This is a genomic window from Bradyrhizobium sp. AZCC 2230 (assembly GCF_036924495.1).
GTDB classification, from domain to species: Bacteria; Pseudomonadota; Alphaproteobacteria; order Rhizobiales; family Xanthobacteraceae; genus Bradyrhizobium; species Bradyrhizobium rifense.
Genome location: NZ_JAZHRS010000001.1, coordinates 2973064 through 3000029 on the forward strand (window position 1 = coordinate 2973064; position 26966 = coordinate 3000029).

Annotated in this window: 24 protein-coding genes; 18 read left to right on the forward strand and 6 right to left on the reverse strand. The window is 62.0% G+C overall.

All coding sequences use genetic code 11. The features are described 5' to 3' along the window. Nucleotides 1-3: 3 nt before the first annotated feature. Nucleotides 4-873, reverse strand: coding sequence for a branched-chain amino acid ABC transporter permease (locus tag V1280_RS14475; RefSeq protein WP_334524867.1), 870 nt, complete (start codon nucleotides 871-873; stop codon nucleotides 4-6). Nucleotides 874-1072: 199 nt separating this feature from the next. Next, a complete protein-coding gene (locus V1280_RS14480; protein WP_334524870.1) occupies nucleotides 1073-2263 on the reverse strand; it encodes an ABC transporter substrate-binding protein in 1191 nt (396 codons plus the stop codon). Nucleotides 2264-2794: 531 nt separating this feature from the next. On the opposite strand from V1280_RS14480, the gene V1280_RS14485 reads away from it, so the two are divergent. Beyond that, on the forward strand, nucleotides 2795-3079 hold the full coding sequence (locus V1280_RS14485; protein ID WP_334524873.1) for a hypothetical protein: 285 nt from the start codon (nucleotides 2795-2797) through the stop codon (nucleotides 3077-3079). Between the two features lie 45 nt (nucleotides 3080-3124). Here V1280_RS14485 and purU read toward each other — a convergent pair whose 3' ends face one another. Then, nucleotides 3125-3988, reverse strand: coding sequence for a formyltetrahydrofolate deformylase (gene purU / locus V1280_RS14490; RefSeq protein ID WP_334524876.1), 864 nt, complete (start codon nucleotides 3986-3988; stop codon nucleotides 3125-3127). A gap of 139 nt (nucleotides 3989-4127) precedes the next feature. Between purU and V1280_RS14495 the strand changes: the two genes are divergently transcribed. Together V1280_RS14495 and V1280_RS14500 are read left to right on the forward strand one after the other, a co-directional pair. Next, nucleotides 4128-4970 (forward strand): uroporphyrinogen-III synthase, encoded by an 843-nt coding sequence (locus V1280_RS14495; RefSeq protein ID WP_334524878.1) that lies wholly within the window; start codon nucleotides 4128-4130, stop codon nucleotides 4968-4970. A gap of 122 nt (nucleotides 4971-5092) precedes the next feature. After that, nucleotides 5093-6349 (forward strand): MFS transporter, encoded by a 1257-nt coding sequence (locus tag V1280_RS14500; protein ID WP_334524881.1) that lies wholly within the window; start codon nucleotides 5093-5095, stop codon nucleotides 6347-6349. On the opposite strand, the gene V1280_RS14505 is transcribed toward V1280_RS14500, so the two are convergent. Next, the gene (locus V1280_RS14505) at nucleotides 6346-7020 is read right to left on the reverse strand and encodes a Crp/Fnr family transcriptional regulator (protein WP_334524884.1); all 675 of its coding nucleotides are present in this window, start codon (nucleotides 7018-7020) and stop codon (nucleotides 6346-6348) included. The genes V1280_RS14500 and V1280_RS14505 overlap by 4 nt on opposite strands. A 336-nt stretch (nucleotides 7021-7356) precedes the next feature. On the opposite strand from V1280_RS14505, the gene V1280_RS14510 reads away from it, so the two are divergent. From V1280_RS14510 to V1280_RS14535, 6 genes are all read left to right on the forward strand, one after another. Next, nucleotides 7357-8178, forward strand: a complete 822-nt coding sequence (locus tag V1280_RS14510; protein ID WP_334524887.1) for an ABC transporter ATP-binding protein — start codon at nucleotides 7357-7359, stop codon at nucleotides 8176-8178. Continuing rightward, nucleotides 8175-10106 carry a long-chain fatty acid--CoA ligase gene (locus tag V1280_RS14515; RefSeq protein WP_334524890.1) on the forward strand — a complete coding sequence of 644 codons (1932 nt, stop codon included), beginning with the start codon at nucleotides 8175-8177 and terminating at the stop codon, nucleotides 10104-10106. The genes V1280_RS14510 and V1280_RS14515 overlap by 4 nt, the downstream gene beginning before the upstream one ends. Nucleotides 10107-10182: 76 nt before the next feature. Then, a complete protein-coding gene (locus tag V1280_RS14520) occupies nucleotides 10183-11076 on the forward strand; it encodes a branched-chain amino acid ABC transporter permease (RefSeq protein WP_334524893.1) in 894 nt (297 codons plus the stop codon). Between the two features lie 3 nt (nucleotides 11077-11079). After that, nucleotides 11080-12153 carry a branched-chain amino acid ABC transporter permease gene (locus V1280_RS14525; RefSeq protein ID WP_334524896.1) on the forward strand — a complete coding sequence of 358 codons (1074 nt, stop codon included), beginning with the start codon at nucleotides 11080-11082 and terminating at the stop codon, nucleotides 12151-12153. Nucleotides 12154-12195: 42 nt separating this feature from the next. Then, a complete protein-coding gene (locus V1280_RS14530) occupies nucleotides 12196-13479 on the forward strand; it encodes an ABC transporter substrate-binding protein (protein ID WP_334524899.1) in 1284 nt (427 codons plus the stop codon). A 145-nt stretch (nucleotides 13480-13624) separates the two neighbouring features. Further along, nucleotides 13625-14464 (forward strand): ABC transporter ATP-binding protein, encoded by an 840-nt coding sequence (locus V1280_RS14535; RefSeq protein ID WP_334524902.1) that lies wholly within the window; start codon nucleotides 13625-13627, stop codon nucleotides 14462-14464. 3 nt (nucleotides 14465-14467) lie between these two features. Here the strand turns inward: V1280_RS14535 and V1280_RS14540 are convergent, their stop codons facing one another. After that, nucleotides 14468-15619, reverse strand: coding sequence for an AGE family epimerase/isomerase (locus V1280_RS14540; RefSeq protein ID WP_334524905.1), 1152 nt, complete (start codon nucleotides 15617-15619; stop codon nucleotides 14468-14470). A gap of 100 nt (nucleotides 15620-15719) precedes the next feature. Between V1280_RS14540 and V1280_RS14545 the strand changes: the two genes are divergently transcribed. The 9 genes from V1280_RS14545 to V1280_RS14585 all read left to right on the forward strand — a co-directional run bounded on the left by V1280_RS14545 (nucleotide 15720) and on the right by V1280_RS14585 (nucleotide 25502). Then, nucleotides 15720-16943, forward strand: coding sequence for a phenylacetate--CoA ligase family protein (locus V1280_RS14545; protein ID WP_334524908.1), 1224 nt, complete (start codon nucleotides 15720-15722; stop codon nucleotides 16941-16943). A 921-nt stretch (nucleotides 16944-17864) separates the two neighbouring features. Continuing rightward, nucleotides 17865-18599 (forward strand): class I SAM-dependent methyltransferase, encoded by a 735-nt coding sequence (locus V1280_RS14550; protein WP_334524911.1) that lies wholly within the window; start codon nucleotides 17865-17867, stop codon nucleotides 18597-18599. After that, nucleotides 18596-19834, forward strand: coding sequence for a nucleotide sugar dehydrogenase (locus tag V1280_RS14555; RefSeq protein WP_334524914.1), 1239 nt, complete (start codon nucleotides 18596-18598; stop codon nucleotides 19832-19834). The genes V1280_RS14550 and V1280_RS14555 overlap by 4 nt, the downstream gene beginning before the upstream one ends. 102 nt (nucleotides 19835-19936) lie before the next feature. Next, nucleotides 19937-20686, forward strand: coding sequence for a glycosyltransferase (locus tag V1280_RS14560; RefSeq protein WP_334524917.1), 750 nt, complete (start codon nucleotides 19937-19939; stop codon nucleotides 20684-20686). A gap of 12 nt (nucleotides 20687-20698) precedes the next feature. Then, complete coding sequence (locus V1280_RS14565; RefSeq protein WP_334524919.1) at nucleotides 20699-21247, forward strand: NUDIX hydrolase; 549 nt, start codon at nucleotides 20699-20701, stop codon at nucleotides 21245-21247. 85 nt (nucleotides 21248-21332) lie between these two features. Then, complete coding sequence (locus V1280_RS14570; RefSeq protein ID WP_334524921.1) at nucleotides 21333-22394, forward strand: Gfo/Idh/MocA family protein; 1062 nt, start codon at nucleotides 21333-21335, stop codon at nucleotides 22392-22394. Continuing rightward, the gene (locus tag V1280_RS14575; protein WP_334524924.1) at nucleotides 22391-23368 is read left to right on the forward strand and encodes an NAD-dependent epimerase/dehydratase family protein; all 978 of its coding nucleotides are present in this window, start codon (nucleotides 22391-22393) and stop codon (nucleotides 23366-23368) included. Before V1280_RS14570 ends, V1280_RS14575 begins: the two co-directional genes overlap by 4 nt. A gap of 26 nt (nucleotides 23369-23394) precedes the next feature. Then, nucleotides 23395-24666 (forward strand): class I SAM-dependent methyltransferase, encoded by a 1272-nt coding sequence (locus V1280_RS14580; protein WP_334524926.1) that lies wholly within the window; start codon nucleotides 23395-23397, stop codon nucleotides 24664-24666. Between the two features lie 167 nt (nucleotides 24667-24833). Further along, nucleotides 24834-25502, forward strand: coding sequence for an acetyltransferase (locus tag V1280_RS14585; RefSeq protein WP_334524929.1), 669 nt, complete (start codon nucleotides 24834-24836; stop codon nucleotides 25500-25502). 194 nt (nucleotides 25503-25696) lie between these two features. Here V1280_RS14585 and rffA read toward each other — a convergent pair whose 3' ends face one another. Then, on the reverse strand, nucleotides 25697-26848 hold the full coding sequence (gene rffA, locus V1280_RS14590) for a dTDP-4-amino-4,6-dideoxygalactose transaminase (RefSeq protein ID WP_334524932.1): 1152 nt from the start codon (nucleotides 26846-26848) through the stop codon (nucleotides 25697-25699). Nucleotides 26849-26966: the final 118 nt, after the last annotated feature.

Sequence of the window (26966 nt, forward strand, 5' to 3'; positions counted from 1 at the left end):
AACTCAACGCGCAGCCGTGCGGCCGAACAGGCCGTTCGGGCGCCAGATCAGGATCACGATCATCATGGTGTAGATCACGAAGGGTCCCATCTTCGGCACGTAATATTTGCCGGCGACGTCGCCGATGCCGAGCAGGAGCGAGGCGAGGAACGGTCCAGTGATCGAGGACGAGCCGCCGACGGTCACCACGATCAGGAAGTAGATCATGAATTTCAGCGGGAAATACGGATCGAGGCCGAGGATCTCGGCGCTGAGCGCTCCGCCGAGACCGGCGAGCCCGCATCCAAAAGCAAAGGTGAAGGCGAACACCTGCGGCACGTTGATGCCGAGACCGCTCGCGGCGCGGGGATCATCGACGGCGGCGCGAAGGCGGCTGCCGAAGCGGGTCTTGGCCAGCACCATCTGCAGACCAATAGTGAGCAGGCCGCAGATCACGATGATCATCAGCCGGTAGCGGCCGATGCCGACGCCGAACACGTCGAACTGGCCCTGCAGCGCGGCCGGCAGATTGATGAAAACCCGCGACGAGCCCTGGATGTAGTCGACGGCCGCGACCGACATGAAGGTCAGACCGATCGTGAACAGCACCTGGTCGAGATGACTGCGGGCGTAAAGATGGCGATAGAGCAGGCGCTCCAGCACGATGCCGATCGCTGCTGCGGAGACGAAGGCGAGCGGCAGCGCGGCGAAGAACGGCCACCCCATCCGGTTGACCAGCACCATGCAGACATAGCCGCCGGCCATGGCGAAGGCGCCATGGGCGAGGTTGACGAAGTTCATCAGGCCGAGCGTGACCGCGAGCCCGCAGGCCAGCACGAACAGCAGCATGCCATAAGCAACGCCATCGAACAGGTTGGTGAGGATTGAGGTCATCGAAGGTCGAGGATCATCTCAGGTTTGGCCGAGGGTCGTGCTGCGCTCCCTCTCCCGCTTGCGGGAGAGGGTTGGGGTGAGGGTGTCTCCAAGGAGAGACTCCCGGTGAGGAGAAAGCCCTCACCCGGCGCTTCGCGCCGACCTCTCCCGCAAGCGGGAGAGGTAAGGAAAGAGCTCCGGGATGACCCGCTTGCGCGGGTCACTTCTTGGTCTTGCCGAGATCCTTGACGGCTTCGAAAGTCGCGAACTCGACGTTGTAGAGCTCGCCGTCGACCTTCTCGACCTTGCGGATGTAGATGTTCTGCACAATGTCGCGCGTCTCCGGATCGATCGAGATCGGGCCGCGCGGGCTCTCCCACTTCTGACCCTTCATGGCTTCGATCAGCTTGGTGCCGTCGGTGTCGCCACCCGTCTTCTTCAGCGCCTCATAGATCAGGTGGATGCCGTCATAGCCGCTCACCGCCATGAAGCCCGGGCGGGTGCCGTAGGCCTTCTTGTAGGCCGCGACGAAATCCTTGTTCATCTGCGAGGGATGCGCCGCCGAATAGAGATGCGCGGTGACCGTGCCGAGCACGGCATCGCCCATGTTGTTGAGGAGATCGTCGTCGGTGACATCGCCCGGCCCGATCACCTTGATGCCGGCCTTGTCGAGGCCGCGCTCGGCATACTGCTTCATGAAGTTGCCGCCCTGACCTGCCGGCACGAACACGAAGATCGCGTCGGGCTTGGCATCCTTCATACGCTGCAGGAACGGCGCGAAGTCCGGATTGGCAAGCGGCGTCTTGACCTCTTCGACCACCTCGCCGCCACCGGCGGTGAAATTCTGTTTGAAGAAGTTCAGCGCGTCATTGCCGGGCGCGTAGTCGGAGGTGAGCGTCGCCACCTTTTTGATGCCATTCTTCACCGCCCAGTCGGCGATGATGGTGGAGGACTGCGCCAGCGTGAAGCTGGTGCGCACGATATAGGGCGAGCGCTCGGTGATGATGGAGGTGCCGGCCGCCATTACGACTTCCGGAATCTTGGCTTGCGTCGCCAGCGGCGCCGCGGCCAGCGCTGCCGGCGTCACGCCGAAGCCGGCGATGAAATTGACCTTGTCGTTGACGATCAGTTCCTGCGCTGCGGTCTTGGTCTTGTCCGGAATCGCCGCATCGTCCTTGAGGATGATCTCGATCTTTTTGCCGGCGACGGTGTCGCCCTTCTGCTGCATATAGAGCTTGATCGCGTTCTCGATCTGCTTGCCGGTCGAAGCCTGCCCGCCGGTCATCGGCAGGATCAGGCCAACCTTGACGGTGTCTTCCGCCTTGGCCGGTGCGACGGCCGCAAGGCCCGCGATGGCAGCAAGCGCGGCCACCCAAGAGACCGTTTGCGTAAACTGTTTGCGTTCGAACATCAGATGTCCCTCCCCTTCATTCCTGACCTCTTGTGCGCCGGACCGAGTGCCCGGTCCTTGCCTCACCTTAACCCACACACGAGCGATTTCGCGCGTCACAAGGCGTCTTTCGCGCCCTCATTGTCAATCGGACGTTTGGCGACCATTCGGCGCAAGCCGCGCGTCCCGATGACCAAGCGTGGAGTGCGATGTCGCGGTTACGCCGGGGTAACCCGAGCACCTCGATCCCGGTCGCTGTATTTGTACGATTGTACAAATAAAATGGACCTGTCAACGAAAAAGCCCCCTCGCCGGACAAGCCAGATTGTCGCGAGCCGATGGCCGCAGTCTAGAAATGCGACCCGGCGGGTGGATGGAGGATTTCGTCTTTCATTTGCAGAATTTGAACATTGGCAAACGCGCCGCTCATCCTATTTGGTATTTTGATACCCACCTCGAATAAGCCAATTTTACCTTGTTGAAGGCTATCGTTGCTGACCCGCTGGTTATCCGGCGTCCGATCACCCCCGCTCCGAACCCGGCGCCCGCACGATGTCCATGCGTTACCATTCTCTCCTGCTTCTCGTCGGGCTTGCCGCGGGGCTGTCCGGCTGCGGCACCGTCAACGAGAAGCTGTCGGCCGGCATGGGCGACTATGTCCCGCAATGGGCCGGCGGCCTGCCCGCCGACGCCCCACCGCGACCGGGCACGCCGCAATACGACGCGTGGATGAAGGAACGGGAGCAGAAGCGGCTGATGCCGGCGGTCGATCGCGAGAAGGAAGAACAGGCGCAGAAGGGCGCGACCGGATCGACGTCTGGCGACGCGGTGCGCTAGGCCGGTGCGTTACCTCTCCCAGCAAGAGAGGACAGTTAGAGCAACTCAATCCACAAACACCACGGTCTTGCGGCCGTTGAGGATGACGCGGTCGTCGAGGTGATAGCGGATGGCGCGCGCCAGCACGCGGCGCTCGATGTCGCGGCCCTTGCGGACGAGATCTTCCGGCGTGTCGCGATGGCTGATGCGCTCGACGTCCTGGTCGATGATCGGACCTTCGTCGAGGTCGCGCGTAACGTAATGGGCGGTGGCGCCGATCAACTTCACGCCGCGCTCATGGGCCTGGTGATAGGGCTTTGCGCCCTTGAAGCCCGGCAGGAACGAGTGATGGATGTTGATGCAGCGCCCTGACAAGTTTACCGAGAGATCGTCGGACAGGATCTGCATATAGCGGGCGAGCACCACGAGATCGGTTTCGGTCTTGCCGACGAGGTCGAGGATCTGCGCCTCCTGCTCGCGCTTGGTCTCCTTGGTGACCGGCAGATAGTGGAACGGGATGCTGCCGAAATCGAGCCCGGCATAGACCTCGCGCGGATGGTTGGAGACGATCGCGGCCAGGGTCATCGGCAGCTCGCCGGTGCGCCAGCGATAGAGGATATCGACCAGGCAGTGGTCGGACTTCGACGCTAGCAGCATCACCTTGCGATGCGCGGCGCGGTCGCGCATCTGCCACTCCATGCTGAAGCGCTCGGCGATCGCGGCAAAGCCGGTCTGGAGCGCGGCCAGTTCCACGGCGAGATCGGCCGCGGTGAACACCACACGCATGAAGAATTTCTTGGTCTCGACGTCGTCGAACTGCTGGGCGTCAAGAATGTTCTGTCCGTTATGGGCCAGGAAGGTCGACACCGCCGAGACAATGCCGGGGCGATCCGGACAGGACAGGGTCAGAACGTATTGATTATCGAGCATGGCTCATGATGAAGGTTTGGGGAGTGGTGCGCGGAATACCCCGCGATTTGCGCTCTGCTCTAGCACCACCCCTCCCTTGCGCCAATCCCGGCGAGGGAGTCAGGATGAATGGGCGATTCTGACTGACCGGAGCACGCCCATGGCCGACCGTTTGACCGGCACCCGCATCCTGATCCTGGAAACCCGCGAGGAGGCGCAGTTTTCAAAACTCCTGGCCGAGCAAGGCGCCGAGGTCGTGCAGTGCCCAATGTTCACCATCCAGGACGCGCCAGACCCCGCGCCGGTCGAGGCCTGGATCCGCCGCGCCATCGACAAGCCGCTTGACGACCTCGTGCTGATGACCGGTGAAGGCCTGCGGCGGATCATGAAACTCGCGCGCGCACGCGGCCTCGACCTGGGCTTTGTCGCGGCGCTGGCCAAATCGCGAAAATTCACGCGCGGGCCGAAGCCCGGCAAGGCGCTACGCGAGGTCTCGCTCGAGGCCCAGCAGACCACAGAGAAGCCGACCACCGAGGGCGTGATCGAGATGCTGGGCAAGCTCGACCTCAGGGGACGCCGCCTCGGGCTACAGCTTTATCCGGACAAGGATCACAGCGCGCTGACTGGTGCGTTGGCCGCGCAAGGTGCCGAGGTCGATACCGTATTGCCTTACGCCTACGATTCCAAGGCAGCCGACGCCAACATCGTCGCCGCCATCGACGAGATGGCGGCGGGACGAATCGATGCCGTTGCGTTGACCAATCTCGGCCAGGTCCGCCGCCTGATCGAGGCCGCCAGGGCCCATGGCAGCGAGGCGAAGTTACGCGCAGGATTCGAGCGCACGTTGATCGCCTCAGTGGGACCGGCAGTCTCAGGTGAGCTTGCCGCGCACGGCCTGCGCACCGACATCTCGCCCGCGGACGACGCCTATTTCATGCGTCCACTGATCTCGGCGATGGCTGCGGCGCTCGCAGAGCGAAAGCCGAGAGCAGCAGTGAGGTAAGTGCCGGGCGCAGGGGCGGCCCGCGGCAGCTGTGATTGACACGCGGATCGTCGGCGCTAGTTTGCCGAACAGCAAGAAGAAACAACAAGGGCAGGAATCGCCGTGACACGAGTCATCGCGTTGTGAGCACAACCGCGCGGCGTTCTGCGCTCGCACCATTCCGCATCCGCAACTACCGCTTCCAGTGGCCGTCCGACCTGCTCACCTCCTGGGCGTTCGAGATCGAGACGCTTGTGCTCGGCTGGTACATCCTGGTCGAGACGGGCTCGGTACTGCTGCTCACCGTTCTCGCGTCGCTGCAATATGTCGGAACGCTGATTGCTCCGGTGCTCGGGATGCTCGGTGATCGCATGGGTCACCGCGATCTTCTTGTCGTGCTGCGTCTCACCTATACGGTACTTGCCTCGACCATCATGGTGCTGGCGATGACCGGTCATCTGGCGCCGCTCAAGGTGATGATCATTGTGACGATCATGGGCCTGATCCGCTCCTCGGATCTCGGCCTTCGTAGCGCGCTTCTCGCCGACATCATGCCGGCCGAGTTGCTGGTGGGGGCGATCAGCCTGTCACGCACGACCCAGGACAGCGCGCGCATCTCCGGGGCACTGACGGGAGCCGGACTATTCGCGACCTTCGGCATCGGTAAAGTCTATGCAGTGATCGCCTGCCTTTATTTTGTGGCCGCTATACTGATGCTGTGCCTGACCCGACCGGCGAAGTCCGCCGAGCATCGCGCGGTTGAGAGCCATTCGGGCTCGCGGCTGCTGCGCGATCTCAAGGAAGGCATCGTGTATTCCTGGAACGGGCCGGCCATGCTGGCAGCGCTTTGCGTTGCGTTCCTGGCCAATCTCACCGCATTTCCGCTGACAAATGGATTGTTGCCCTACATCGCGCGCGACATCTTTCATACCGACCAGACCGGCCTCGGTTATCTCTCGGCGAGCTTCGCCTTGGGCTCGCTGATCGGCTCCGTCACGCTCAGTCTGGTCAGCGGCCTGCGCATTGCCCGGCTCCTGATCGGCGCGACGCTGGCGTGGTACACAATGTTGCTCGTGTTCGTCGAAATCAGGACCATGCCGGTGGCCATGGCCTGCCTCCTGCTCACCGGCATCGCCCAGAGCATGTCGATGATTTCTGCTGCCGTGATCCTGATGCGGACAGCCAGCGCACACCTTCGCGGTCGCGTGATGGGGGTGCGCATGATGGTGATCTACGGCCTGCCGATCGGATTGCTCGCGGCCGGTAGCCTGATCGATATCATCGGCTTTTCCGCGACGGGGTCGCTCTACGCCGCCGCTGGATTCATCGCGATGCTGGCCATCGCCATCCGCTGGCGCGCCGACCTCTGGCCGATACACGCGCCCGCCAATGCGCGCTAATCCCCGTATCCGCGCAGCCGCTCAACATTGAGAATTGTGACGCCGCCGTATTCCAGACGCAGCAGTCCCTCCTTCTCCAGCCGGTTCAGCGCGCGGTTGGCGTTCTGCCTGGACATGCCGGAGAGCGCCCCGATCTCCTCCTGGGTGATCTCCAGATGCGCGGTCGATTCCGGATAGAGGATCGGATTGAACAGCGAGGCGATGCTGCGGGCAAGACGCGAAGTCGCATCGAGCGTGCGGTTGACCTCGAGCATGCCGATGAACTGGCCGAGCCGCTCGTTGAGCTGACGCACCAGGAAGCGGTTGAAGCCGACGCTGTTCTCGAACAGCCACATGAAGGCGGAGCGCTCCATCAACGCAACCCGGCTGTCGCGCAGCGCGACCACATCGTAGCGGCGCGGCTCGTTCTTGAGCACGCTGCCTTCGCCGAACCATGCGCCCGCCGTAAGCCCCGCAAGGCTGGTCTCCTTGCCGTCGCGCGAAACCCCGCCCATGCGGGCAAGGCCGCTCACCATGCCAGCCCAATAGTCGAATTTGTCGCCGCGCATGAACACGGTCTCACCGGTGCCGTAGGACCGCTCCGTGATCCCGGCGCGGGCCATCTCGATCTCCGCTGGCGTGAGCTCCCGCGACCAGGCGGCCACACGCTTCAGTTGATCCTCTGAAATCATGATCGAGAGGCCAGCCGCACCGTTTCGTCACTCCACCTCTCTGCTGCACTGCAGCACGATCATTCCGGCCACCATCCGACGAAAGACGTACGCCGCTGCCGTCCCAAAACTTTGTCGCAGAATTGTCAGGCCGGAGACATTTCAAAATAGCGCTTTCCCCTATTGAGAGCCACCTCGGGTGATGCGGCTTTTGATCCCAAACGGGTACGAAAGTGGCGCGGCTCCGGTCGGGACCATGTGCTGCATGGCCTCACCGGCACGACCGTACTAGGATTGCCCGGGAGGAACGGACGAAGAGCGCCGCTGAACGCGCCATCACCGGGAGGGATTTGTTTGGTGGCTACCAGTCTCGAAGTGCGCGGCGTGTCCTTGCGGTTCGGCGGCGTTCGCGCGCTGACCGATGTCAGCTTCGCCATCAATGAGGGCGAGCTGTTCTCGATCATCGGCCCCAACGGGGCCGGCAAGACCTCGATCGTGAACTGCATTTCCGGCCGCTACAAGCCGACCGAAGGCCAGCTGTTCTACCGCGGCCGCGACATCACCGGCCTGACGCCGAATGCGCGTCCCACGCTCGGCATCGGCCGCACCTTCCAGAACCTCGCGCTGTTCCACCACATGAGCGTGCTCGACAACATCATGGTCGGCCGCCATCACCTCTTGAAGAACAATTTCCTCACGGGCTCGCTCTACTGGCTCACCGGCGCGCGCAAGGAAGAACTCGAGCACCGCCGCAAGGTGGAAGAGATCATCGACTTCCTCGACCTCCAATCGGTACGGAAAGCGCAAGCCGGCACCCTCTCCTACGGCCTGCGCAAGCGCGTTGAGCTTGCGCGCGCCATGGCGCTGGAGCCGCGCCTCATCCTCCTCGACGAGCCGATGGCCGGCATGAATTTCGAGGAGAAGGAGGACATGGCCCGCTACATCGTCGATCTCAACGAGGAGTTCGGCATGACGGTGGTGATGATCGAGCACGACATGGGCGTGGTGATGGACATCTCCCATCGCGTCATGGTGCTGGATTTCGGCCGCAAGATCGCCGAAGGCGATCCCGCCGCCGTGCTCGCCGATCCCCACGTCAGGCGCGCCTATCTCGGCGAGGAGGACGAGGTGCTGGTCGATCCCGACGATGCGCCGCCGGCGCAGGAGAGCGCGGCATGATGGATTATGCAGGCCGCGTCGCCCAGGCCGACACCTATCCAAAGATGCTCCGGCTCAATGCAAAAGAGCACGGCAACGAGATCGCGCTGCGCGAAAAGGATCTCGGGCTCTGGCGCCCGTTCACCTGGAGCGATTACCAGACCCGCGTGCGCGATTTCGCGCTCGGGCTGATCGAACTCGGCCTCGGCCGCGGCGATGTCGTTGGCATCATCGGCGACAACCGGCCGGACTGGGTTGCGGCGGAAGTCGCCACCCACGCGATCGGCGGATTGAGCCTCGGGCTCTATCGCGACGTGCTGGACGAAGAGGCCTCCTATCTCCTCAACTACGGTGAAGCCCAGCTCGTCTTCGCCGAGGACGAGGAGCAGGTCGACAAGCTGCTGCTGCTGGCCGAGCGCGTGCCGCGGCTGAAGCACATCATCTATTCCGACCCGCGCGGCATGCGGAAATATGACGACCCGCGGCTGATGTCGGCGGAGAAATTCGCCGAGCTCGGCCGTGCCCGCGCCGCACGCGAGCCGGAACTTTACGACAAGCTGGTCGACGCCACCAAGGGCGAGGACGTCGCGATCCTCTGCACGACCTCAGGCACCACATCTCAACCAAAACTCGCGATGCTCGCCGCCGGTCGCGTGCTCAGCCATTGCGCGACCTACCTCGCGTTCGACCCGAAGGGCCCCGACGACGAATACGTCTCGGTGTTGCCGCTGCCCTGGATCATGGAGCAGGTCTATGTGCTCGGCAAAGGCCTGCTCTGCCGGATGAAGATCAACTTCGTCGAAGAGCCGGATACGATGATGAACGATCTGCGCGAGATCGCACCGACGTTCGTGTTGTTCGCGCCGCGCGTCTGGGAATCGATCGCCGCCGACGTTCGCGCCAAGGTAATGGACGCCACGCCGTTCAAGCAGCGCCTGTTTGATGTCGGCATGAAAAGCGGTCTCGCTTCACTCGAGCAGGGCAAGCGCTCCGGCTTTGCCGACGCGATCCTGTTCCGAGCCTTGCGCGACCGGCTCGGCTTCACGCGGCTGCGCTCGGCCGCCACCGGCGGCGCAGCGCTCGGCCCCGATACCTTCAAGTTCTTCCAGGCCATGGGCGTGCCGCTGCGCACGCTCTACGGCCAGACCGAGCTGCTGGGGGCCTACACGCTGCATCCCGCGGGCAAGGTCGACCCTGACACGACAGGCGTGCCGATGGCGGACAGCGTCGAGATTCGCATCGACAATGCCGACGTCCATGGCGTCGGCGAGATCGTGGTGCGGCACCCCAACATGTTCCTTGGCTATTACAAGAACCCGGAAGCGAGCGTCGCCGACATCCGCGACGGCTGGATGCTGTCGGGCGATGCCGGCTATTTCAACGCGAACCGCCAGCTCGTCGTCATCGACCGCATCAAGGATCTCGCGGAGACGTCGCGCGGCGAGCGCTTCTCGCCGCAATTCATCGAGAACAAGCTGAAGTTTTCGCCCTACATCGCCGAAGCGGTCGTGCTCGGTGCTGGCCGCGACGCGCTCGCGGCGATGATCTGCATCCGCTACTCCATCATCTCGAAATGGGCGGAGAAGAACCGGCTCTCGTTCACCACCTACAGCGATCTCGCCTCACGGCCTGAGGTCTATGCGCTGCTCCGCAAGGAAGTCGAGACCGTCAATGCCACGCTGCCGCCGGCGCAGCGCATCTCGCGCTTCCTGCTGCTCTACAAGGAGCTCGACGCCGACGACGGCGAGCTCACCCGCACGCGCAAGGTGCGCCGCAGCGTCATCAACGAGAAATACGAAGGCATCATCGACGCCGTCTACCGCGGCACCGCCGACATCCCCGTCGACACCGTGATCCGCTTCCAGGACGGCACCACGCAGCGGGTGCGGACCACGCTGCGGGTGGTTGATCTGGCCGGACATGGCCCTATGGCGGAGGCTGCTGAGTGAAATCGCTTCCGATACAGAGCCGGCAATCGATCCACCTCTCCCTGCGCAGGCGCGGAGAGGGGAAGGATAGTATCACATGAACACCGCCTTCCTCATTCAGCTCCTGGTCAACGGCCTCGTGGTCGGCACGCTCTACGGCGTGGTCGCGATGTCGTTCGTGCTGATCTACAAGGCGACGCAAGTCGTCAATTTCGCGCAAGGTGAACTGCTGCTGGTCGGCGCCTGGGTGTGCTGGACGCTGCTCGCCAAATACCAGGTGCCGTTCTGGATCGGCATGCCGATGACGCTGGTGTTCATGTTCGTGTTCGGCATCGCGATCCAGGTCCTGATCCTGCGGCCGATGATCGGCGAACCCATCATCTCCGTGATCATGGTGACGATCGGCCTCTCCACCGTGCTGCAGGCGACGCTGAAATGGATGTTCGGCGTCAATCCGCAACCGTTCCCGCGCGTGTTCGAAAGCCAGTCGGTCGGCCTGTTCGGCCTCCAGATCCAGACCGTCTACGTCATGAGCCTCGTCGTCTCGGTCGCGATGATGATCGGCATGGCCTGGTTCTTCCGCGCCTCGAAGTACGGGCTTGCGATGCGCGCCACCGCGTTCAACCAGCAAGTGGCGCAGTCGCTCGGCATTTCCGTGAAGAGCGTGTTTGCGATGGCCTGGGCGATCTCGGCCACCGTCTCCGCGGTCGCGGGCGTCGTGGTCGCCGTGGTGAACGGCGTGTCCTCGGGCCTTGCCGCCTACGGCATCAAGGTGTTCCCGGCGGCGATCCTCGGCGGGCTCGATTCCGTCGGCGGAGCGGTGCTCGGCGGCATCATCATCGGGCTGCTCGAGAATATCGCGCAATATGTCGACAGCGAATACCTGCATTGGGGCAATCTCTACGAGATCGCACCGTTCTACGTCCTCATCATCGTGCTGATGATCAAGCCTTACGGCCTGTTCGGCACCCACGACATCGAGCGGATCTGATCCATGGCCGGTCCTGCCCTCATCCCTGCTGGTGATTTCCGCACCTCTTATGCCGCGGACACCACGATCTTCCCGACCACGACCAGCCGCAACTTTGCGATTTTTGGCGTGCTGTCGCTCTGCCTCGTGCCGCAAGTCCTCGGCGGCTACTGGCTCAGTATTCTGATCCAGATCGGCATCTTCTCGATCGCGGCGCTGGGGCTGAACATCCTGGTCGGCTTCACCGGTCAGATCTCGATCGGCCACGCCGCCTTCTTCCTGCTCGGCGCCTTCACCTCGGCCTACATCTCCAACAACGCGCCGATCCCGGTGTTCTTCGCGATCCCGCTCGCGGGTGTCGTCACCGCGCTGGTCGGGCTGATCTTCGGCATTCCGGCGGCGCGTCTGAAGGGGCTCTATCTCGTCATCGCGACGCTGGCCGCGCAATATATCCTGCTCGACTTCTTTTCTCGCGCGGAGTGGTTCACCGGCGGATCGGTGCCGGCCAGCGCCGAGCCGTTCTCGATCTTCGGCTTCGCTCTGCGCGGCGACAGGCAATATTTCTACGTCGTTCTGGCCTATGTGGTCGCGAGCTACGTCCTCGTCACCAATCTGATGCGCACACGCGACGGCCGCGCGCTGGTGGCGATCCGCGATCATTATCTCTCCGCGGAGATCATGGGCATCAACCTCACCAAATACCGCACGCTGTCGTTTGGGCTCGCCGCCTTCTTCGCCGGCATCGCCGGCGCGCTCTATGCGCATTACCAACTCGTGGTCTCGCAGGAAGGTTTTGGCATCGAACGCTCGATCCTGTTCCTCGCCATGATCATCATCGGCGGCACCGGCTCGATCATGGGCACGCTGATGGGCACCGCCTTCGTGGTACTGCTGCCGGAGTCGATGGAGTTCATCAGCCTCTCCCTGAAGGGCGGCGCGATCGACAAGGCGCTCTCGCTCAACAACAACATCACCTTCCTGCGCGAGATCGCGATCGGGGTGATCATCATCGCATTCCTGATGTTCGAGCCGGACGGGCTCGCGCATCGCTGGCGGCAGATCAAGGCGTACTGGAAACTCTACCCGTTCTCGCACTGAGCGCGGCAAAGTCACTTAAACAATAACAGGAGGAAGCAACCAATGAAGACGAAATCCCTTTTGAGCACCGCATCGCTCGTGCTTGTGATCGCGGCATTCTCCGCGAGCGCGCAGGCGCAGATCGCGATCGGGCATCTCGCCGATTATTCCGGCGGCACCTCCGACGTCGGCACGCCCTACGGCCAGGCCGTCGCCGACGCCTTCGCCTGGGTCAACAAGAATGGCGGCATCGGCGGCAAGCAGCTCAGCGTCGACACCAACGATTACGGCTACCAGGTGCCGCGCGCGATCGCGCTCTACAAGAAGTGGTCGGCACCGGACAGCAAGGTCGCGGCGATCATGGGCTGGGGCACGGCTGACACCGAGGCCCTGACCGGCTTCCTCGCCCAGGACAAGATCCCCGACCTCTCCGGCTCCTATGCCGCGGCCCTGACCGATCCCGAAGGCACCAGCGGCAAGGCCAAGCCCGCGCCCTACAATTTCTTCTACGGCCCGAGCTATTCAGACTCGCTGCGCGCGATGCTGATCTGGGCGGCCGAGGATTGGAAGGCCAAGGGCAAGCCCGGCAAGCCGAAATTCGTGCATATGGGCGCTAACCATCCCTATCCGAACGCGCCAAAGGCCGCCGGCGAAGCCATGGCGCAGGAGCTCGGCTTCGAGGTGCTGCCGCCGCTGGTGTTCGCGCTCGCGCCGGGTGACTACAGCGCCCAGTGCCTGAGCCTGAAATCCTCGGGCGCCAACTATGCCTATCTCGGCAACACCGCCGCTTCCAACATCTCGGTGATGAAGGCCTGCAAGACCGCCGGCGTCGACATTCAGTTCATGGGCAATGTCTGGGGCATGGACGAGAACGCCGCCAAAACCGCAGGCGACGCCGCCGACGGCGTGATCTTCCCCTTGCGCACCGCGGTGAGCTGGGGTGGCGATGCGCCCGGCATGAAGACGGTGATGGAGATCTCCAAGATGTCCGACCCCACCGGCAAGGTTTATCGCCCCGTGCACTACATCGCCGCCGTCTGCTCGGCGCTCTACATGAAGGAGGCGCTCGACTGGGCCACCAAGAACGGGGGCGCCACCGGCGACAACGTCGCGAAGGGTTTCTATCAGAAGAAGGATTGGGTGCCGGCTGGCATGGAAGGCGTCTGCGCGCCCTCGACCTGGACCGACAAGGACCATCGCGGCACGCTGAAGGTCGAGCTCTATCGCACCAAGATCTCGGGCGCGACCGACGGCGATCTCAACGACCTCATGGCCAAGGGCACGATCAAGCTCGAGAAGGTCAAGACCGTCGAGCTGCCGCGCAAGCCGGAATTGCTGGGCTGGTGAGCCCGGCTTTGACCACACGCATAACTGTCATCCCCCGCGAAAGCGGGGGATCCAGTACGCCGCGACTCCTCGTGGAACGTCCGGCGTCTCTGGAATACTGGGTCACCCGCCTTCGCGGGTGACGACACCGAGAAAGTAACTGACCATGAGTGAAGCGGCTCACATCGAGCGCCCCTCGGCAAGCATCGTCCCCGCCCCGCCGCTCCTCGGCGTGCGCAACATCGAGGTCGTCTATGACGACGTCATCCTGGTGCTCCGTGGCCTCAGCCTCGATGTACCCAAGGGCGCGATCGTGGCGCTGCTCGGCGCCAATGGTGCAGGCAAGTCGACCACACTGAAGGCGATCTCGGGGCTGCTCAAGACCGAGGACGGCGAGGTCACGCGCGGCGAGATCCTGTTCGAGGGCGAGCGGATCAACGGCATCGATCCCGACAAGATCGTCCGCCGCGGCATCTTCCAGGTCATGGAGGGCCGGCGCATCGTCTCCGATATGACGTCGCTGGAAAACCTCAAGCTCGGCGCCTTCACCCGCAGGGATCGCGAGGTCGATGCCGACCTCGACATGGTCTTCAACTATTTCCCGCGCCTGAAGGAGCGCACGGGACTGGCCGGCTATCTCTCCGGTGGCGAGCAGCAGATGCTCGCGATCGGCCGCGCGCTGATGGCGCGCCCGAAGATGATTTTGATGGACGAGCCGTCGATGGGCCTGTCACCGCTGCTGGTGAAGGAGGTGTTCTCGATCATCCAGAAGATCAACCGCGACCTCGGCGTCACCATCCTGCTGGTCGAGCAGAACGCCCGCGCCGCGCTGTCGGTGGCAAGCCACGGCTACATCATGGAACAGGGCAAGGTCGTGCTCGACGGCACCGCAGACGAGTTGCGCGACAACGAGGACGTCAAGGAGTTCTACCTCGGCGGCGCCGGCGACCAGCGCAAGAGTTTTAAAAACCTCAAGAGCTTCAAGCGGCGCAAGCGCTGGCTTTAATTCTCAGCCGAGGACCTGCTCCGCTTCCGTGACTGCGCAGAGAACATGATAAAACGACGACGCAGGAATGGTGTCGATCAGCGATTTGCCGTCGCTGTCGAACTGGTCGTACCAGCCGCCCCGCACGGGATGGCTGAGGTAATGCCGTTCGAGCCGCACCAGTGCCGCGCGCGCCTCGTCCGCCGCGCCCGCCTCGCCGGACTCGGCCTGCGCGATCCACGCCTTCGCGATCTCGGTCTGCGGCCACAGCCGGCGCGTCGCGCGACGGATGTTGCCGGTGTCATCGCCCTCGTCGACGAGGCAGCCGGTGGCCGTGTCGCGATAGCGCAGCGCAGTCGCAAGCAGCTCTGCGCGCCGCTGTCCGGTTGGGCAGCCCGTGATGCGTTCAAATCCCTTCAGCAGCCAGACCCATTCCGCCTGGTGGCCGGGCTCGACGCTGATCGGCTCGATCTTCGACCAGTCCTCCTCGAAATATTCGCCGAGCGCACACTTCCGCTTGTCGTAGAGATTGGCGAGGAACAGCGCGAAGAATTCGCCGGCGCGATTCTGGAACGACAGATCGTGGGTCGCGTCGAAACACGCGATCATCGCCTCGAACAGGTGCATGTGCGGATTCTGCCGGCGCGGCAGCGAGACCGGCAGGCTCTCGTGCACGCCGCCATGCGGCGAACGCAGATGGCCGTCGAGGAAGGCGAGCAGCGCGTCGATCTCGGCACGAATCTGCGCGTCCTTGTCGAGCGCAAAGACGGCTGCCAGCGCAAACAGGATGAAGGCGTGGTCGTAGGCATCTCGCCGCGCGTCCAGCACCGAACCGTCCGGCGCCATCCGGTGCACGTAGCCGGGCTTGCCATCCGGCGCCTTGGCCTTCGCCAGCAGGTGCTCGAGCCCTTTCAGCGCGATGGCGCGCCCCTCGGGATACCAGCCCATCTGTGCCGCCTTGGCGTAGCAATAGATCTGGCGGGCCTGCACCATCACCCGCCGCGGCGCGGCCGTATCCGCCGTGCCGTCGCGATGCAGCCGGTCGATGAAGCCGCCTGCTTCATGGTCCCAGCCGACGGTCGACCACAGCGGGATCGCGTCCTCGATCATCCGGCGCTTCAGGCGCGCGACGACGTCGGTCGCCTCTTCCGCCGGAATGATGCTCTCGTCCGCCATTGCGTTCTCTCCACGCCCCGCCAATGGCCGTCTGTTACCCATGCAAGCGGCGGCGTGCAATGGATGCCAACCCGAAAAGACCTGCCATGAAAGATCTGCCATGACCGCCCATTACGACGCCCTCGAGACGCGCGAGCCAGCGGCGCGCGAGGCCGAGCTGTTCGCCCGCCTGCCCGGCGTCCTGCGCAGCGCGATGAGCGCGCCGGCCTATGCCGAGCGGCTGAAGGGCATCGATCCCGCCTCGGTGACCTCCAGGACGGCGCTGGCGGGCCTTCCCGTGCTGCGCAAGTCGGAACTGCCCGCCCTGCACAAGGCCTCTCAGCCCTTCGGTGGCTTCGTGGCGGCGGCCCCGGGGTCGTTTGCCCGCCTCTTCACCTCCCCGGGGCCGATCTTCGAGCCGGAGGGGCGGCAGACCGATCCCTGGCGCGGCGCGCGTGCACTATTCGCGGCCGGGTTCCGCCCCGAGGACATCGTGCTCAACACCTTCAGCTACCACCTCACCCCTGGCGGCTTCATTTTCGACGCCTCGGCGCGCGCACTGGGTTGCGCGGTGATCCCCGCCGGCCCCGGCAACGCCGAGCAGCAGTTCGAGCTGATCGAGGCCTACCGTCCCGTCGGCTACAGTGGCACCCCCGATTTCCTGAAGATCCTGATTGATGCAGCAGTGACCGCGGGCCGCGATGCCTCCTCGATCAAGCGCGCGCTGGTCTCCGGCGCGGCATTCCCGCCCTCACTCCAGGCCGAGATCAAGGCGCGCGGCATCGACGCCTACCAGGCCTTCGGCACCGCCGATCTCGGCCTCATCGCGTTTGAGACCGAGGCGCGCGACGGCATGGTCGTGAACGAGGATCTGATCATGGAGATCGTCAAACCCGGCACCAGCGATCCCGTCTCCCCCGGGGATGTCGGCGAGATCGTGGTGACCTCGCTCGATCCCCACCATCCCTGGATCCGGCTTGCGCTCGGCGACCTCACCGCGGCGTTGCCGGGCTCGAGCAAATGCGGCCGCACCAACATGCGCATCAAGGGATGGATGGGCCGCGCCGACCAGACCACCAAGGTCAAGGGCATGTTCGTCCGCCCCGAGCAGGTTGCCGAGATCGGCAAGCGCCATCCCGCGCTCGGGAGATTGCGCCTGGTCGTCAGGCGACAGGGCGAGAGCGACGCGATGACGCTGAGAGCGGAGACGAGCACGTCGAGCGACGCGCTACGCGAGGAGATCGCCGGCACCTTGCGCGCGGTGACGAAACTGGGTGGCACGGTCGAGCTGGTCAGCCCCGGCGCGCTGCCGAACGACGGCAAGGTGATCGCGGACGAGCGGTAAAGAGGCGGGTTCGCTCGAGCGGGAATTAACAGGGCAAATCCGACAAAAGCCACGCCCATATAAAGGTGAGCACACGGAAAAACCACCGAAAACAAGGCTTTGGCCGTCAAATTCCCACAAAATCGAGACGGGAAATCGATCCTGGATCTGCGGGAACGCGGCGGCTCCAACGCGAAAGTTAGCACGCAGCGCCCATCGGACCTTAGTCACCCTGTTCAGCCCCGAATGCAGATCGCACGCGTCCAATTATGTTTGACGGCTGCGATTTTGATGCGTAAGTAAGCGCTAGCGATCCGGTCCAACGGGCTCGACCGCAAGCTTCAGAAATCCGAAAGCGAACCGACATGAACGAGATGCGCGGTAGTCGCGCCTCGGCGTGTAGCGTCTTTGCGTAGCGTTCTGCTGCACTGGAGGTCTCACTCCGTGGCGCGATGCCAAAGATGGAGGTGAGACGATGGAATCTGATGACCAGGACCGCCGCGAACGTGAGTCCGCTGGCGTAGTGTGCCAACGCTCCCCCTGCGATGCGCACCACTTAAATTTGCCGGGCAAGAGCTCTTGGACGAAAAGTCAGCGATGAAGCGGCGCGCGTAGCGTTTTTCGAGGTCTTCGAACTGATCCCGCCGGTCAGCCTCGTAATGACTCGCCTTCGGCTATGCTGGGCCGATGGCCTCGGAAAATGTCGATATCTCGCTGCTGTTCGGCGCAGGTTGGTGCGCTTGGCGGACTGGCATGGATCGTTAGCCCGAAGCCAGCACTCCAGGGGCACGGTGGGTTCCCGAGCAAAGCCGATAGCTGGTAGGGTGCTTTAAGCGGCGGTTATTCTCATGGAAATTAACAGGAAGTCCCGCGATCGAATATCCGGCAGATGCATATTTCGTTTCGTTGCTGGTTCAAAAGCTTCGTGTTAAAGGCAACCTCATGATCAGCGCCGCCCAAGATAAACAAAAGGAAATCGAATTCTTCGACGGCCACGCTGCCGCCGACAGTTATGATGTTTTCACGCCAGAGAGCAACATGCGACTGATCGAGACCTGTACACGGCTGGCGAAGTTGAAATCGGGCGCTCGGGTCGCCGATCTCGGGTGCGGCTCGGGCGTTTTCACTGACCTATTGCGCCAGCAAGGCTACGTTCCGGTGGGTCTCGATATCAGTCCGAAGCTCATTGGACTCGGCCGGACCAAATATCCGAACGTCGAGTTTCTCGAAGGCGACGTCGAGCATTTGCCGTTTGAGACGGGGAGTCTCGATGGCGTCTTGCTCAGCGGGCTCGTACATCACCTTCCCGATCCCACGCTCTGCGCGGCCGAAGCCTTCCGCGCGTTGAAGCCAGGCGGCTCGTTCGTGGCATTCGATCCCAACCGGATGAACCCGTTCATGTATCTGTATCGCGACCGCTCCTCGCCGTTCTATAGTTCCGTCGGGGTGACGGAGAACGAACGACCGGTACTCGCGCATCAGATTGCGTCAGTGTTTCAGCGCTCAGGCTTCGAAGTCGGCACCGACTATATTTCGGACCTAAACTATCGATATCTGGCGTCGTCCAAGCTTCGTTGGCTATTGCCGGCCTATAACGCCATCGACCGCGTAGCATTCGCGCCGCGTTTCATGAGACCCCTTCGTTCCTTCGTCCTAACGTACGGTGAAAAGCCTTGACCGTCGTCGATCTTCCGACTGCCATCCGCACCACCGACACCCAGACCGCTGACCTCACGGTCATTGGCGGCGCGGGACATGTGGGCATCCCGCTGGTTTTGTCGTTCGCGGCCAAAGGTCTGACCGTAAACGTTAACGACCTCAACCTCGATAGCCTTTCCGCGCTCAAATCAGGCCGCCTTCCCTTCATCGAGCACGGCGCCGAAAAACTGCTGGAGGCTGCGCTGCGCGAGAATCGCTTAATCTTCACCAGTAAACCGAGCGAGATCTCGAACTCTGGCCCGGTGATTGTCACCATCGGAACGCCGGTCGATGAATTTCTCAATCCGGAACGTCACGTTATCCAGCATTGCATCGACGTGCTGCTGCCGTATCTAAAGAATAACCAGCTTCTGGTGCTGCGTTCGACGCTCTATCCCGGCACCACGGACTGGATCAACGAGTATCTGAAACGCAGGGATCGCAACCTCAAGGTCGCGTTCTGTCCCGAGCGAATCGTGCAGGGCTACGGCATCGAGGAACTCGCCCGAATGCCGCAAATCGTCAGCGGAACTACACCCGAAGCCGCAGAAGAAGCGTCAAGCCTGTTCCGCACTATCGCGCCTGAGATCGTCACTCTCGACCCGATCGAAGCCGAATTCGCCAAACTGTTTGGCAACGCCTACCGCTACATCGAGTTCGCGGTGACCAATCAGTTCTACCTGATCGCCAAATCCGCAGGGCTCGACTATCAGCGCATTCTCAAGGCGATGAAGTACAACTACCCGCGCGCCAAAAACATTCCGAAGCCGGGATATTCGGCTGGACCATGCCTGATGAAGGACACGATGCAGCTGACTGCCTTTGCGCGTAACGAGTTCACCCTCGGTAACGCCGCGATGCTGGTCAATGAAGGCTTGCCGTTGCATATCGTCGCCGATCTGCGCCGTCGTTACGACCTTAGCAAGATAACGGTTGGCTTGCTCGGTATGGCGTTCAAGTCGGAAATCGACGACGTTCGCTCCTCGCTGAGCTACAAGTTCAAGAAGGTACTGAACGGCTACGCGCACGCTGTTCTGACCACCGATCCGTTTGTGACAGCCGATCCTGATCTTCTCCCGCTTGACGAAGTCGTCGGGCGCAGTGACGTTCTGATCCTCTGCACACCGCACAACAGTTATAGGTTCGCTGATCTGAAGGGAAAGCCCGTCGTTGATGTCTGGGGAATGCTTGAGAACGCGAACTTGATTTGCTAAGCACGCAGGCCTTCCGGCGATTTGCTTCTGTAGATCGCCGCGATCGACGCAAGTTTTCGGAAGGCTGACCGCCATCCCGTCGGCAGCAAAGAGCCCGAGCCGATGACACCTCAAATTGATATCGTCATTCCCGTTTATAACGAAGGCTCGAACATCCTCCCGACCCTCGGCGCGTTAGCCTGCAAGGTCAAGACACCCGCGCGCGTGCTGATCTGTTACGATTTTGACGAAGACGACACGCTGCCCGCGATACACGGCAATCCGGGCGTCCATGCGGGTTTGGAAGTCGCGTTCATTCGCAACCGTGTCCGCGGCGCGCATGGGGCGGTAATGGCCGGATTCGCCTCCAGCACGGCGCCGATCGTCGTGGCCTATCCCGCCGATGACGATTTCAATGCCGGCATTATTGACAGTATGGCCGCGATGGTACGCGATGGATGCGATGTAGTATGCGCCAGCCGCTTCCTTCCCGGCGGCAAAATGGAGGGCTGCCCTTGGCTGAAAGCCACGCTGGTAAGAACGGCGGCTTTCACGCTAAACCGAGTTGCGGCCCTACCGACCAGGGATCCGACCAGCGGTTTTCGAATGTTCTCGCGCCGCGTGATCGAGCAAATTGAAATCGAATCAGACCAGGGCTTTTGCTACAGCATCGAGCTGCTGGTGAAAGCCCATCGGCTAGGATGGCGCATCGGCGAGGTCCCGGCGGTCTGGTTCGAGCGCCAGCGCGGCACGAGCCGGTTTCGCGTGATGAAATGGCTTCCGCACTATCTGCGCTGGTTTCGTTATGCCTTCGCAACGACCTTCCTGCGCCGTTCGCCACAGACCGTTCCGATGAAATCCCGGCAGATCTAAGGGGTGCGTCGGATGAACGAGCCATGGCCGAAGATCAAATCCCGGCAGACCACCACGATCTCGCCTTGGGTTGATATCGTTGCGCGAGAGGTCGAGTTCGCGCCCGACGAACCGACGGAGGTCTATCATGCGGTCGCCCAGCTCGATTACCTCGCCATCGTCGCGCTGACGCCGGACGGACGCTTTCCACTGGTGCGACAGTATCGTCCCGCGCTCGAGACGTTTACCTGGGAGCTGCCGGCCGGGCTGGCCGAGCTCGAGGAGGATCCGGCCGAGGGCTGCAAGCGCGAGCTGCTAGAGGAAACTGGCTATCCGACTCGCGCGATCTACCCATTGGGAATCGCAGCACCCTGCTCGGGACGTCTAAGTAACCGCATCCATTCCTATTTTTTGCAGACCGGCGAGCGCATCGCCGATTTTACGCCAGAGCCGGGTCTTACTGTCGTATTGGCGACCCCGTCTGAGCTCGTTGACATGATCAAGTCAGGCGAATTCATTCAGCAATTGCATCTCGGCGCACTATTGCTGGCGGAGCTCCGATCCTTCATCTCGCTCAAATAGACGATCGCCCACGTCCCTCGACCGTCCTCATGCCGACCAGATTGGCAGTCAATCTAGCTACGCCGGCAAAACATCAGGAGGCTTCGTGATCCGAATCGGAATTGTCGGCTGCAACTACGGTCGCCTCGTCCATCTTCCCGCCTTCCGGCTTGATCCGCGTTGCGAGGTGATCGCGCTTGCCGGAACCGACGCCGCACGCGCCGCGGAGCTGGCGCAGGCCGCCAGCATCCCGCTGGCATTGGGCAGTTGGATTGAGCTCGTCGAGCACCCGGACGTGGATGCCGTCACCATCGCGGCACCGCCGAGCCTGCAGCCGGCAATTGCAATCCGTGCGCTCGAACTGGGCAAGCCGGTTTTCGCCGAGAAACCGATGGCCGCCGACGTGGCGGGCGCCATGGCCATGGCACAGAAGGCGGCAACCAGCGGCCGCGCCACCATGGTCGATTTCAATTTTTCCGCGATCCTGGCATGGCGCAAGGCCAGGGTGCTGCTGGATGAAGGCGCCATCGGCCGGCTGCGCCACGTCACCGTAAACTGGAACGTCGAGAATTATGGTACCCGCATGCGGATCAAGAACTGGAAGGCAATGGGCGAGGTTGGCGGCGGCGCGCTGGGAAACTTCGTCAGCCACAGCTTTCATTACCTCGAATGGCTATGCGGCCCGATCACCGGACTGTCCGCCAGGCTGACAGGCTTGCCTGACGAGCCGGCGATGGAAACCAACGCCGCAGTCAGCATGGCGTTTGGCTCTGGGGCATCCGGCAGCCTCGCCGTGAGCTGCGCCTCCTATCTCGGCTCCGGCCACCGGCTGGAATTCTACGGCGAGGACGGCACACTGACGCTGATCAACGAAACCCCGGACTATATGCGCGGCTTCGAACTCCGCGTGGCTCGGCGCCCTGAGAGGGCCCTGGCTCCGATCGAGATCACCGATCCCCTGGATCGCGATTTTCCTGCCGACGGTCGGATCGCACCGGTATCCCGTCTCGCCGCAGACTTCCTTGATGCCATCCTGAGTGGCCAGTCGGCCCGCCCCGGTTTTGCCGAAGGCTACCGCGTTCAAACCTTGCTCGACACCGCTCGGCGTGCAAATAACACCCGCGGTTGGCTCGATACAGGCCCAGAAGTCATGGAGAAGCAGGCGTGAGTTCTATTCTCGTCACCGGCGGCAGCGGCTTCATTGGCTCTGCACTGGTCAAGGCACTGGTGAGAGATGGTCATGCTGTCCGCGTGCTCGACGACAATTCGCGCGGAGCGCCGCGGCGTCTAAAGGACGTCGAAGGCGACATCGAATTCATCAGCGGCGACATCCGCGACGCCTCGGTGGTAGCTCGCGCGGTGCGCGGCGTGGACGAGGTGCACCACCTCGCCTTCGTCAACGGCACTGAGTTTTTCTACAGCGCTCCCGAACTGGTGCTCGATGTTGGCGTTAAGGGCATGATCAACGTGATTGATGCCTGCCGCAGCGAAAACGTTCGCTCGCTACTGCTGGCGTCAAGCTCGGAAGTGTATCAGACGCCGCCGCACGTGCCGACTGACGAAAGCGCGCCGCTGATCGTGCCCGACGCAACCAATCCGCGCTATTCCTACGGCGGCGGCAAGATCATTAGCGAGTTGATGGCGCTCAATTACGGCCGCAAGTTCTTCGACCGCGTGCTGATCTTCCGTCCGCACAATATCTATGGCCCCGACATGGGCTGGGAGCATGTGGTTCCACAATTCGCAAAGCGGGTTAAAGACGTCGCAGCTAAGCGTCCAGTCGGCAAATTGCCGTTCGAGATGCAGGGCAACGGCCAGCAGACCCGCAGCTTCTGCCATGTCGACGATCTGGTCGCCGGCGTACTCGTGATGCGCGACAAGGGTGAACATCTAGGCATCTATCATATCGGTACCACCGAGGAGATCACGATCGCCGATCTCGCCAGCCGCGTGGCGACGCATGGCGGCCGTGAGATCGAGCTGATCGAAAAGCCCGGGCCGGCCGGCGGCACCGAGCGCCGGTGTCCGGATATCGCGAAACTCACCAAGCTCGGCTACCAGCCGAACGTCCCGCTGGCACAGGGTCTCGGTCCGACCGTCGACTGGTACTGGGCCAACGACAATCTGGCGCCCAAACATTAATCCCATCGCCCCTCTGGAGATTTCCCATGTTCCCAACCAAAATTGCGCGAGGCGCCGGTAGCGGTGGAAGTGTTCCTGTCGAGTGCTGCCAGATCTGTGGCCATGAGCCCCTGGAGACGGTGCTGTCGCTTGGCTACATGCCGCCGGTGAACCAGATGGTCGCGATTGGCGCGGTCCAGAAGCAGCAGATCTGGTTTCCAACCAACCTAATGTATTGCTCGAGCTGCGAATTGGTGCAGCTCGGCGTCGCCGTCGACCCTGTCATCATCTTCCCGCCAGAATATCCCTACACCAGCGGCATGACGCGGATCCTGCGCGAGAACTTCGCCGACCTCTATGCCGAGTCCTCGAAGTTGCTCGGCCTCACCAAGGACGACCTGGTGATCGACATTGGCTCCAATGACGGCACACTGATCTCGAACTTCCAGAAGGGCGGCCACCGCATTCTTGGCATCGAGCCGACCGATGTCTCGAAGATTGCCAATGAGCGCGGCATTCCGACCATCCAGCGCTACTTCTCGAAGAAAGTCGGACGCGAAGTGAAGGAGAAGTATGGCGCCGCAAAAGTGATCACCGCGGCCAATTGCTTCGCCCATATCGAGGACGTGCATGCGATCGTCGAAGGCATACTGGAAATGCTGGCGCCCGACGGCGTATTCATTTCGGAATCGCATTACTTGATCGGGCTGCTCGACGACCTGCAATACGACACCGTCTATCACGAGCATCTGCGGCACTACACCGTCGGTAGCCTCGCCCATCTACTCGGCATGCATGGCCTGGAGGTGTTTCACGCCCGCAAGATTCCGACCCATGGTGGATCGATCCGGGTCTATGCCGCGCGCAAGGGCACGCGACCGGTGCAGGCCAGCGTGCGGGAGTTGCTTGCCAGCGAGCCCACCGGCGACGCAATGCGCAAACGCCTCGCCAGCTTCCGCCAAGACGTGATGCTCTCAAAGGAACGGCTTCATGCGCTGATTCGCGAGGTCAAGGAAAAGGGCGGTCGCATTTGCGGCATCAGCGCGCCATCGCGCGCGTCGACGCTGGTGAATTATGTCGGTCTCGACTCCGCGATCATCGACTATGTCTGCGAGATCGAGGGCTCGCTGAAGATCGGTAAATGCATGCCGGGCACACTGATCCCGGTGGTCGAGGAAAGCCGCATGTTCGAGGACCAGCCCGACTGCGCCATCATCCTGTCCTGGCACATCGCCGATGAATTGGCGCCGAAGCTGCGCGCCAAGGGCTACAAGGGCATGCTGGTGACACCGCTGCCGGTGCCAAGGGTGCTCCTTTGAGGTGTTTCGGCCACATAGGAAAACGTGCTCCTTGCGAGACGTCTGACGGGTCTGTAGCTTCGTGTCCGTGCAAGGGACGGAGAGCTGTCAAGCCTCGAGATGGCCTTATCACTTCGGCGTACAACACACGACCCAGGAAGGCCGTTGGCCGGTAAGGATCAAATCAATTGAAAACGAAGCGGATCATCGTCTTTGGGACTGGCGAAATCGCGGAGTTGGCGGATTTTTATTTCGATCAAGACTCCGACTTCGAAGTAGCCGGTTTCACGGTGGATGACGCTTATCTGAAGAAAAAGGAATTTCGCGGACGCCCTGTGGTGGCGTTCGAGCAAATCAGTGAGAAGTTTCCGCCGGAGGACTACGGATTTTTCGTGGCCGTTAGCTACGCGAAAATCAACGCTCTTCGCGCCGAGAAGGTCGCATCAGCACGCGCCAAAGGCTATCTCCTCGTCTCCTATATGAGCCGCCGCGCGACAGTGTTTCCTGGATTCGATCTCAAAGAGAATTGTTTGATTCTGGAAGACAATACCATTCAGCCCTTCGCCGAAATTGACGCCAACGTAACGCTCTGGAGCGGCAACCATATCGGTCATCACTCAATCATCGAGGACGACGTTTTTCTTGCTTCCCAAGTAGTGGTGTCCGGCGGCGTCCGCATCGGACAGGGAAGTTTCGTCGGCGTTAATGTCACGATCCGCGATCACGTCGACATCGGGAAACAGTGCGTGCTCGGCGCCGGCGCACTGGTTTTAGAGGATCAACCGGATTTTTCGGTCGTCGCACCACGGGGAACCGAGCGCTCGGCAGTCCCTAGCAGTCGTCTCCGGCATATTTGAGTCCGCCATGTCCTGGAAGCGCCTAGGCGTTGTATTTGTTCCGATCGGAGATCAACCATGGGCACGCACAACCTTCTTGGGCTCGCGAGATTGAGCCTTGCGACATCGTGTCGATCTATTCAGGCAGATGTTTTCTGCACAGATGATCGGTCGTTTAGCGACGGGACCGCATAGTGTCATCGTGGTCGCAGCAATCATCGCGCCTTCTGCCGCAGGATCGCTCCCAATACATCGGTGACCCGCTGCTGCTGCGCCGCGCTCAAGCCGAGCCACATCGGTAGCCTGACCAGCCGCTGCGAGAGCGACGTGGTCAGCGGTAGATCTCCATGCGCACGTCCAAAGCGCTTGCCACCCGGAGAAGAATGCAGCGGGACGTAATGAAACACCGCGTTGATCTCATTTTTTCTGAGTTCGTTGAGGACAGAATGACGATCGATCTCCGGTGCGAGAAGAATGTAGTACAGGTGTCCATTGTGCTGGCAATCGGCCGGCACGATCGGACGACGCAACAGGCCTTGCGCTTCCAGTGGCGCCAGCATTTCATGATAACGTCGCCAGATCGCTAGACGCTCCTCGGTAATGCGTTGCGCCTGCTCGAGCTGTGCCCACAAGAAAGCAGCAATAATTTCGCTCGGTAGAAGTGAGGATCCGACATCTCGCCAAGTATACTTATCTACCTCGCCACGAAAGAAGCTGGCCCGATCGGTACCCTTTTCACGAATGATTTCAGCCTGCGCCACCAGGTTGGAATCTCGCACAAGAAGGCTTCCCCCCTCACCCGAGATAATATTCTTGGTTTCATGAAAACTAAAACTGCCGAGATCTCCGATGGCGCCGAGCGCACGGCCCTTGTAGCCTGCCAACACGCCCTGTGCCGCGTCCTCAATAATTCGCAGATCATGACGCTCGGCGATCGCGATGATCGAATCCATATCGCACGACACACCTGCGTAATGTACCGGGACAATCGCACGCGTACGCGGCGTAATCGCCGCCTCGATCAAACTTTCATCCAGATTTAGCGTGTCTTCCCGGATGTCGACGAACACCGGCACTGCACCGCGCAACACGACCGCGTTTGCAGTCGATACAAACGTATATGACGGCATAATAACTTCGTCGCCGCATGCAAAATTTAATAACAGCGCAGCGAGGTCGAGCGCAGCCGTGCACGAGTGCGTCAGCAGCGCTTTGGCGCAACCGGTTCGCTTTTCTATCCAATCGTGACACTGTCTAGTAAAGGGGCCGTCGCCGGAGAGATGACGGTTACGATGCGCTTCAGCGACATAGTCGAGCTCATTGCCCGTCACGTACGGCCGATTGAACGGAATAAAATCTGATGTCACTTTTTTGCTTCACTGGCTCGCGGAGGCGCCGAGCCTCCAATTCATAGGCTCAGCAACTTGCCTGTTTAGCCCCCCGGAATCAACGTTCAATGCGAGCGAATAAATGCAACGAAATGGG

Coding starts and splice junctions, on each gene's coding strand:
- V1280_RS14475 (WP_334524867.1), bottom strand. CDS start 873: ATGACCTCAATCCTCACCAACCTGTTCGATGGCGTTGCTTATGGCATG.
- V1280_RS14480 (WP_334524870.1), bottom strand. CDS start 2,263: ATGTTCGAACGCAAACAGTTTACGCAAACGGTCTCTTGGGTGGCCGCG.
- V1280_RS14485 (WP_334524873.1), top strand. CDS start 2,795: ATGTCCATGCGTTACCATTCTCTCCTGCTTCTCGTCGGGCTTGCCGCG.
- purU (WP_334524876.1), bottom strand. CDS start 3,988: ATGCTCGATAATCAATACGTTCTGACCCTGTCCTGTCCGGATCGCCCC.
- V1280_RS14495 (WP_334524878.1), top strand. CDS start 4,128: ATGGCCGACCGTTTGACCGGCACCCGCATCCTGATCCTGGAAACCCGC.
- V1280_RS14505 (WP_334524884.1), bottom strand. CDS start 7,020: ATGATTTCAGAGGATCAACTGAAGCGTGTGGCCGCCTGGTCGCGGGAG.
- V1280_RS14515 (WP_334524890.1), top strand. CDS start 8,175: ATGATGGATTATGCAGGCCGCGTCGCCCAGGCCGACACCTATCCAAAG.
- V1280_RS14520 (WP_334524893.1), top strand. CDS start 10,183: ATGAACACCGCCTTCCTCATTCAGCTCCTGGTCAACGGCCTCGTGGTC.
- V1280_RS14525 (WP_334524896.1), top strand. CDS start 11,080: ATGGCCGGTCCTGCCCTCATCCCTGCTGGTGATTTCCGCACCTCTTAT.
- V1280_RS14530 (WP_334524899.1), top strand. CDS start 12,196: ATGAAGACGAAATCCCTTTTGAGCACCGCATCGCTCGTGCTTGTGATC.
- V1280_RS14535 (WP_334524902.1), top strand. CDS start 13,625: ATGAGTGAAGCGGCTCACATCGAGCGCCCCTCGGCAAGCATCGTCCCC.
- V1280_RS14540 (WP_334524905.1), bottom strand. CDS start 15,619: ATGGCGGACGAGAGCATCATTCCGGCGGAAGAGGCGACCGACGTCGTC.
- V1280_RS14545 (WP_334524908.1), top strand. CDS start 15,720: ATGACCGCCCATTACGACGCCCTCGAGACGCGCGAGCCAGCGGCGCGC.
- V1280_RS14550 (WP_334524911.1), top strand. CDS start 17,865: ATGATCAGCGCCGCCCAAGATAAACAAAAGGAAATCGAATTCTTCGAC.
- V1280_RS14560 (WP_334524917.1), top strand. CDS start 19,937: ATGACACCTCAAATTGATATCGTCATTCCCGTTTATAACGAAGGCTCG.
- V1280_RS14565 (WP_334524919.1), top strand. CDS start 20,699: ATGAACGAGCCATGGCCGAAGATCAAATCCCGGCAGACCACCACGATC.
- V1280_RS14580 (WP_334524926.1), top strand. CDS start 23,395: ATGTTCCCAACCAAAATTGCGCGAGGCGCCGGTAGCGGTGGAAGTGTT.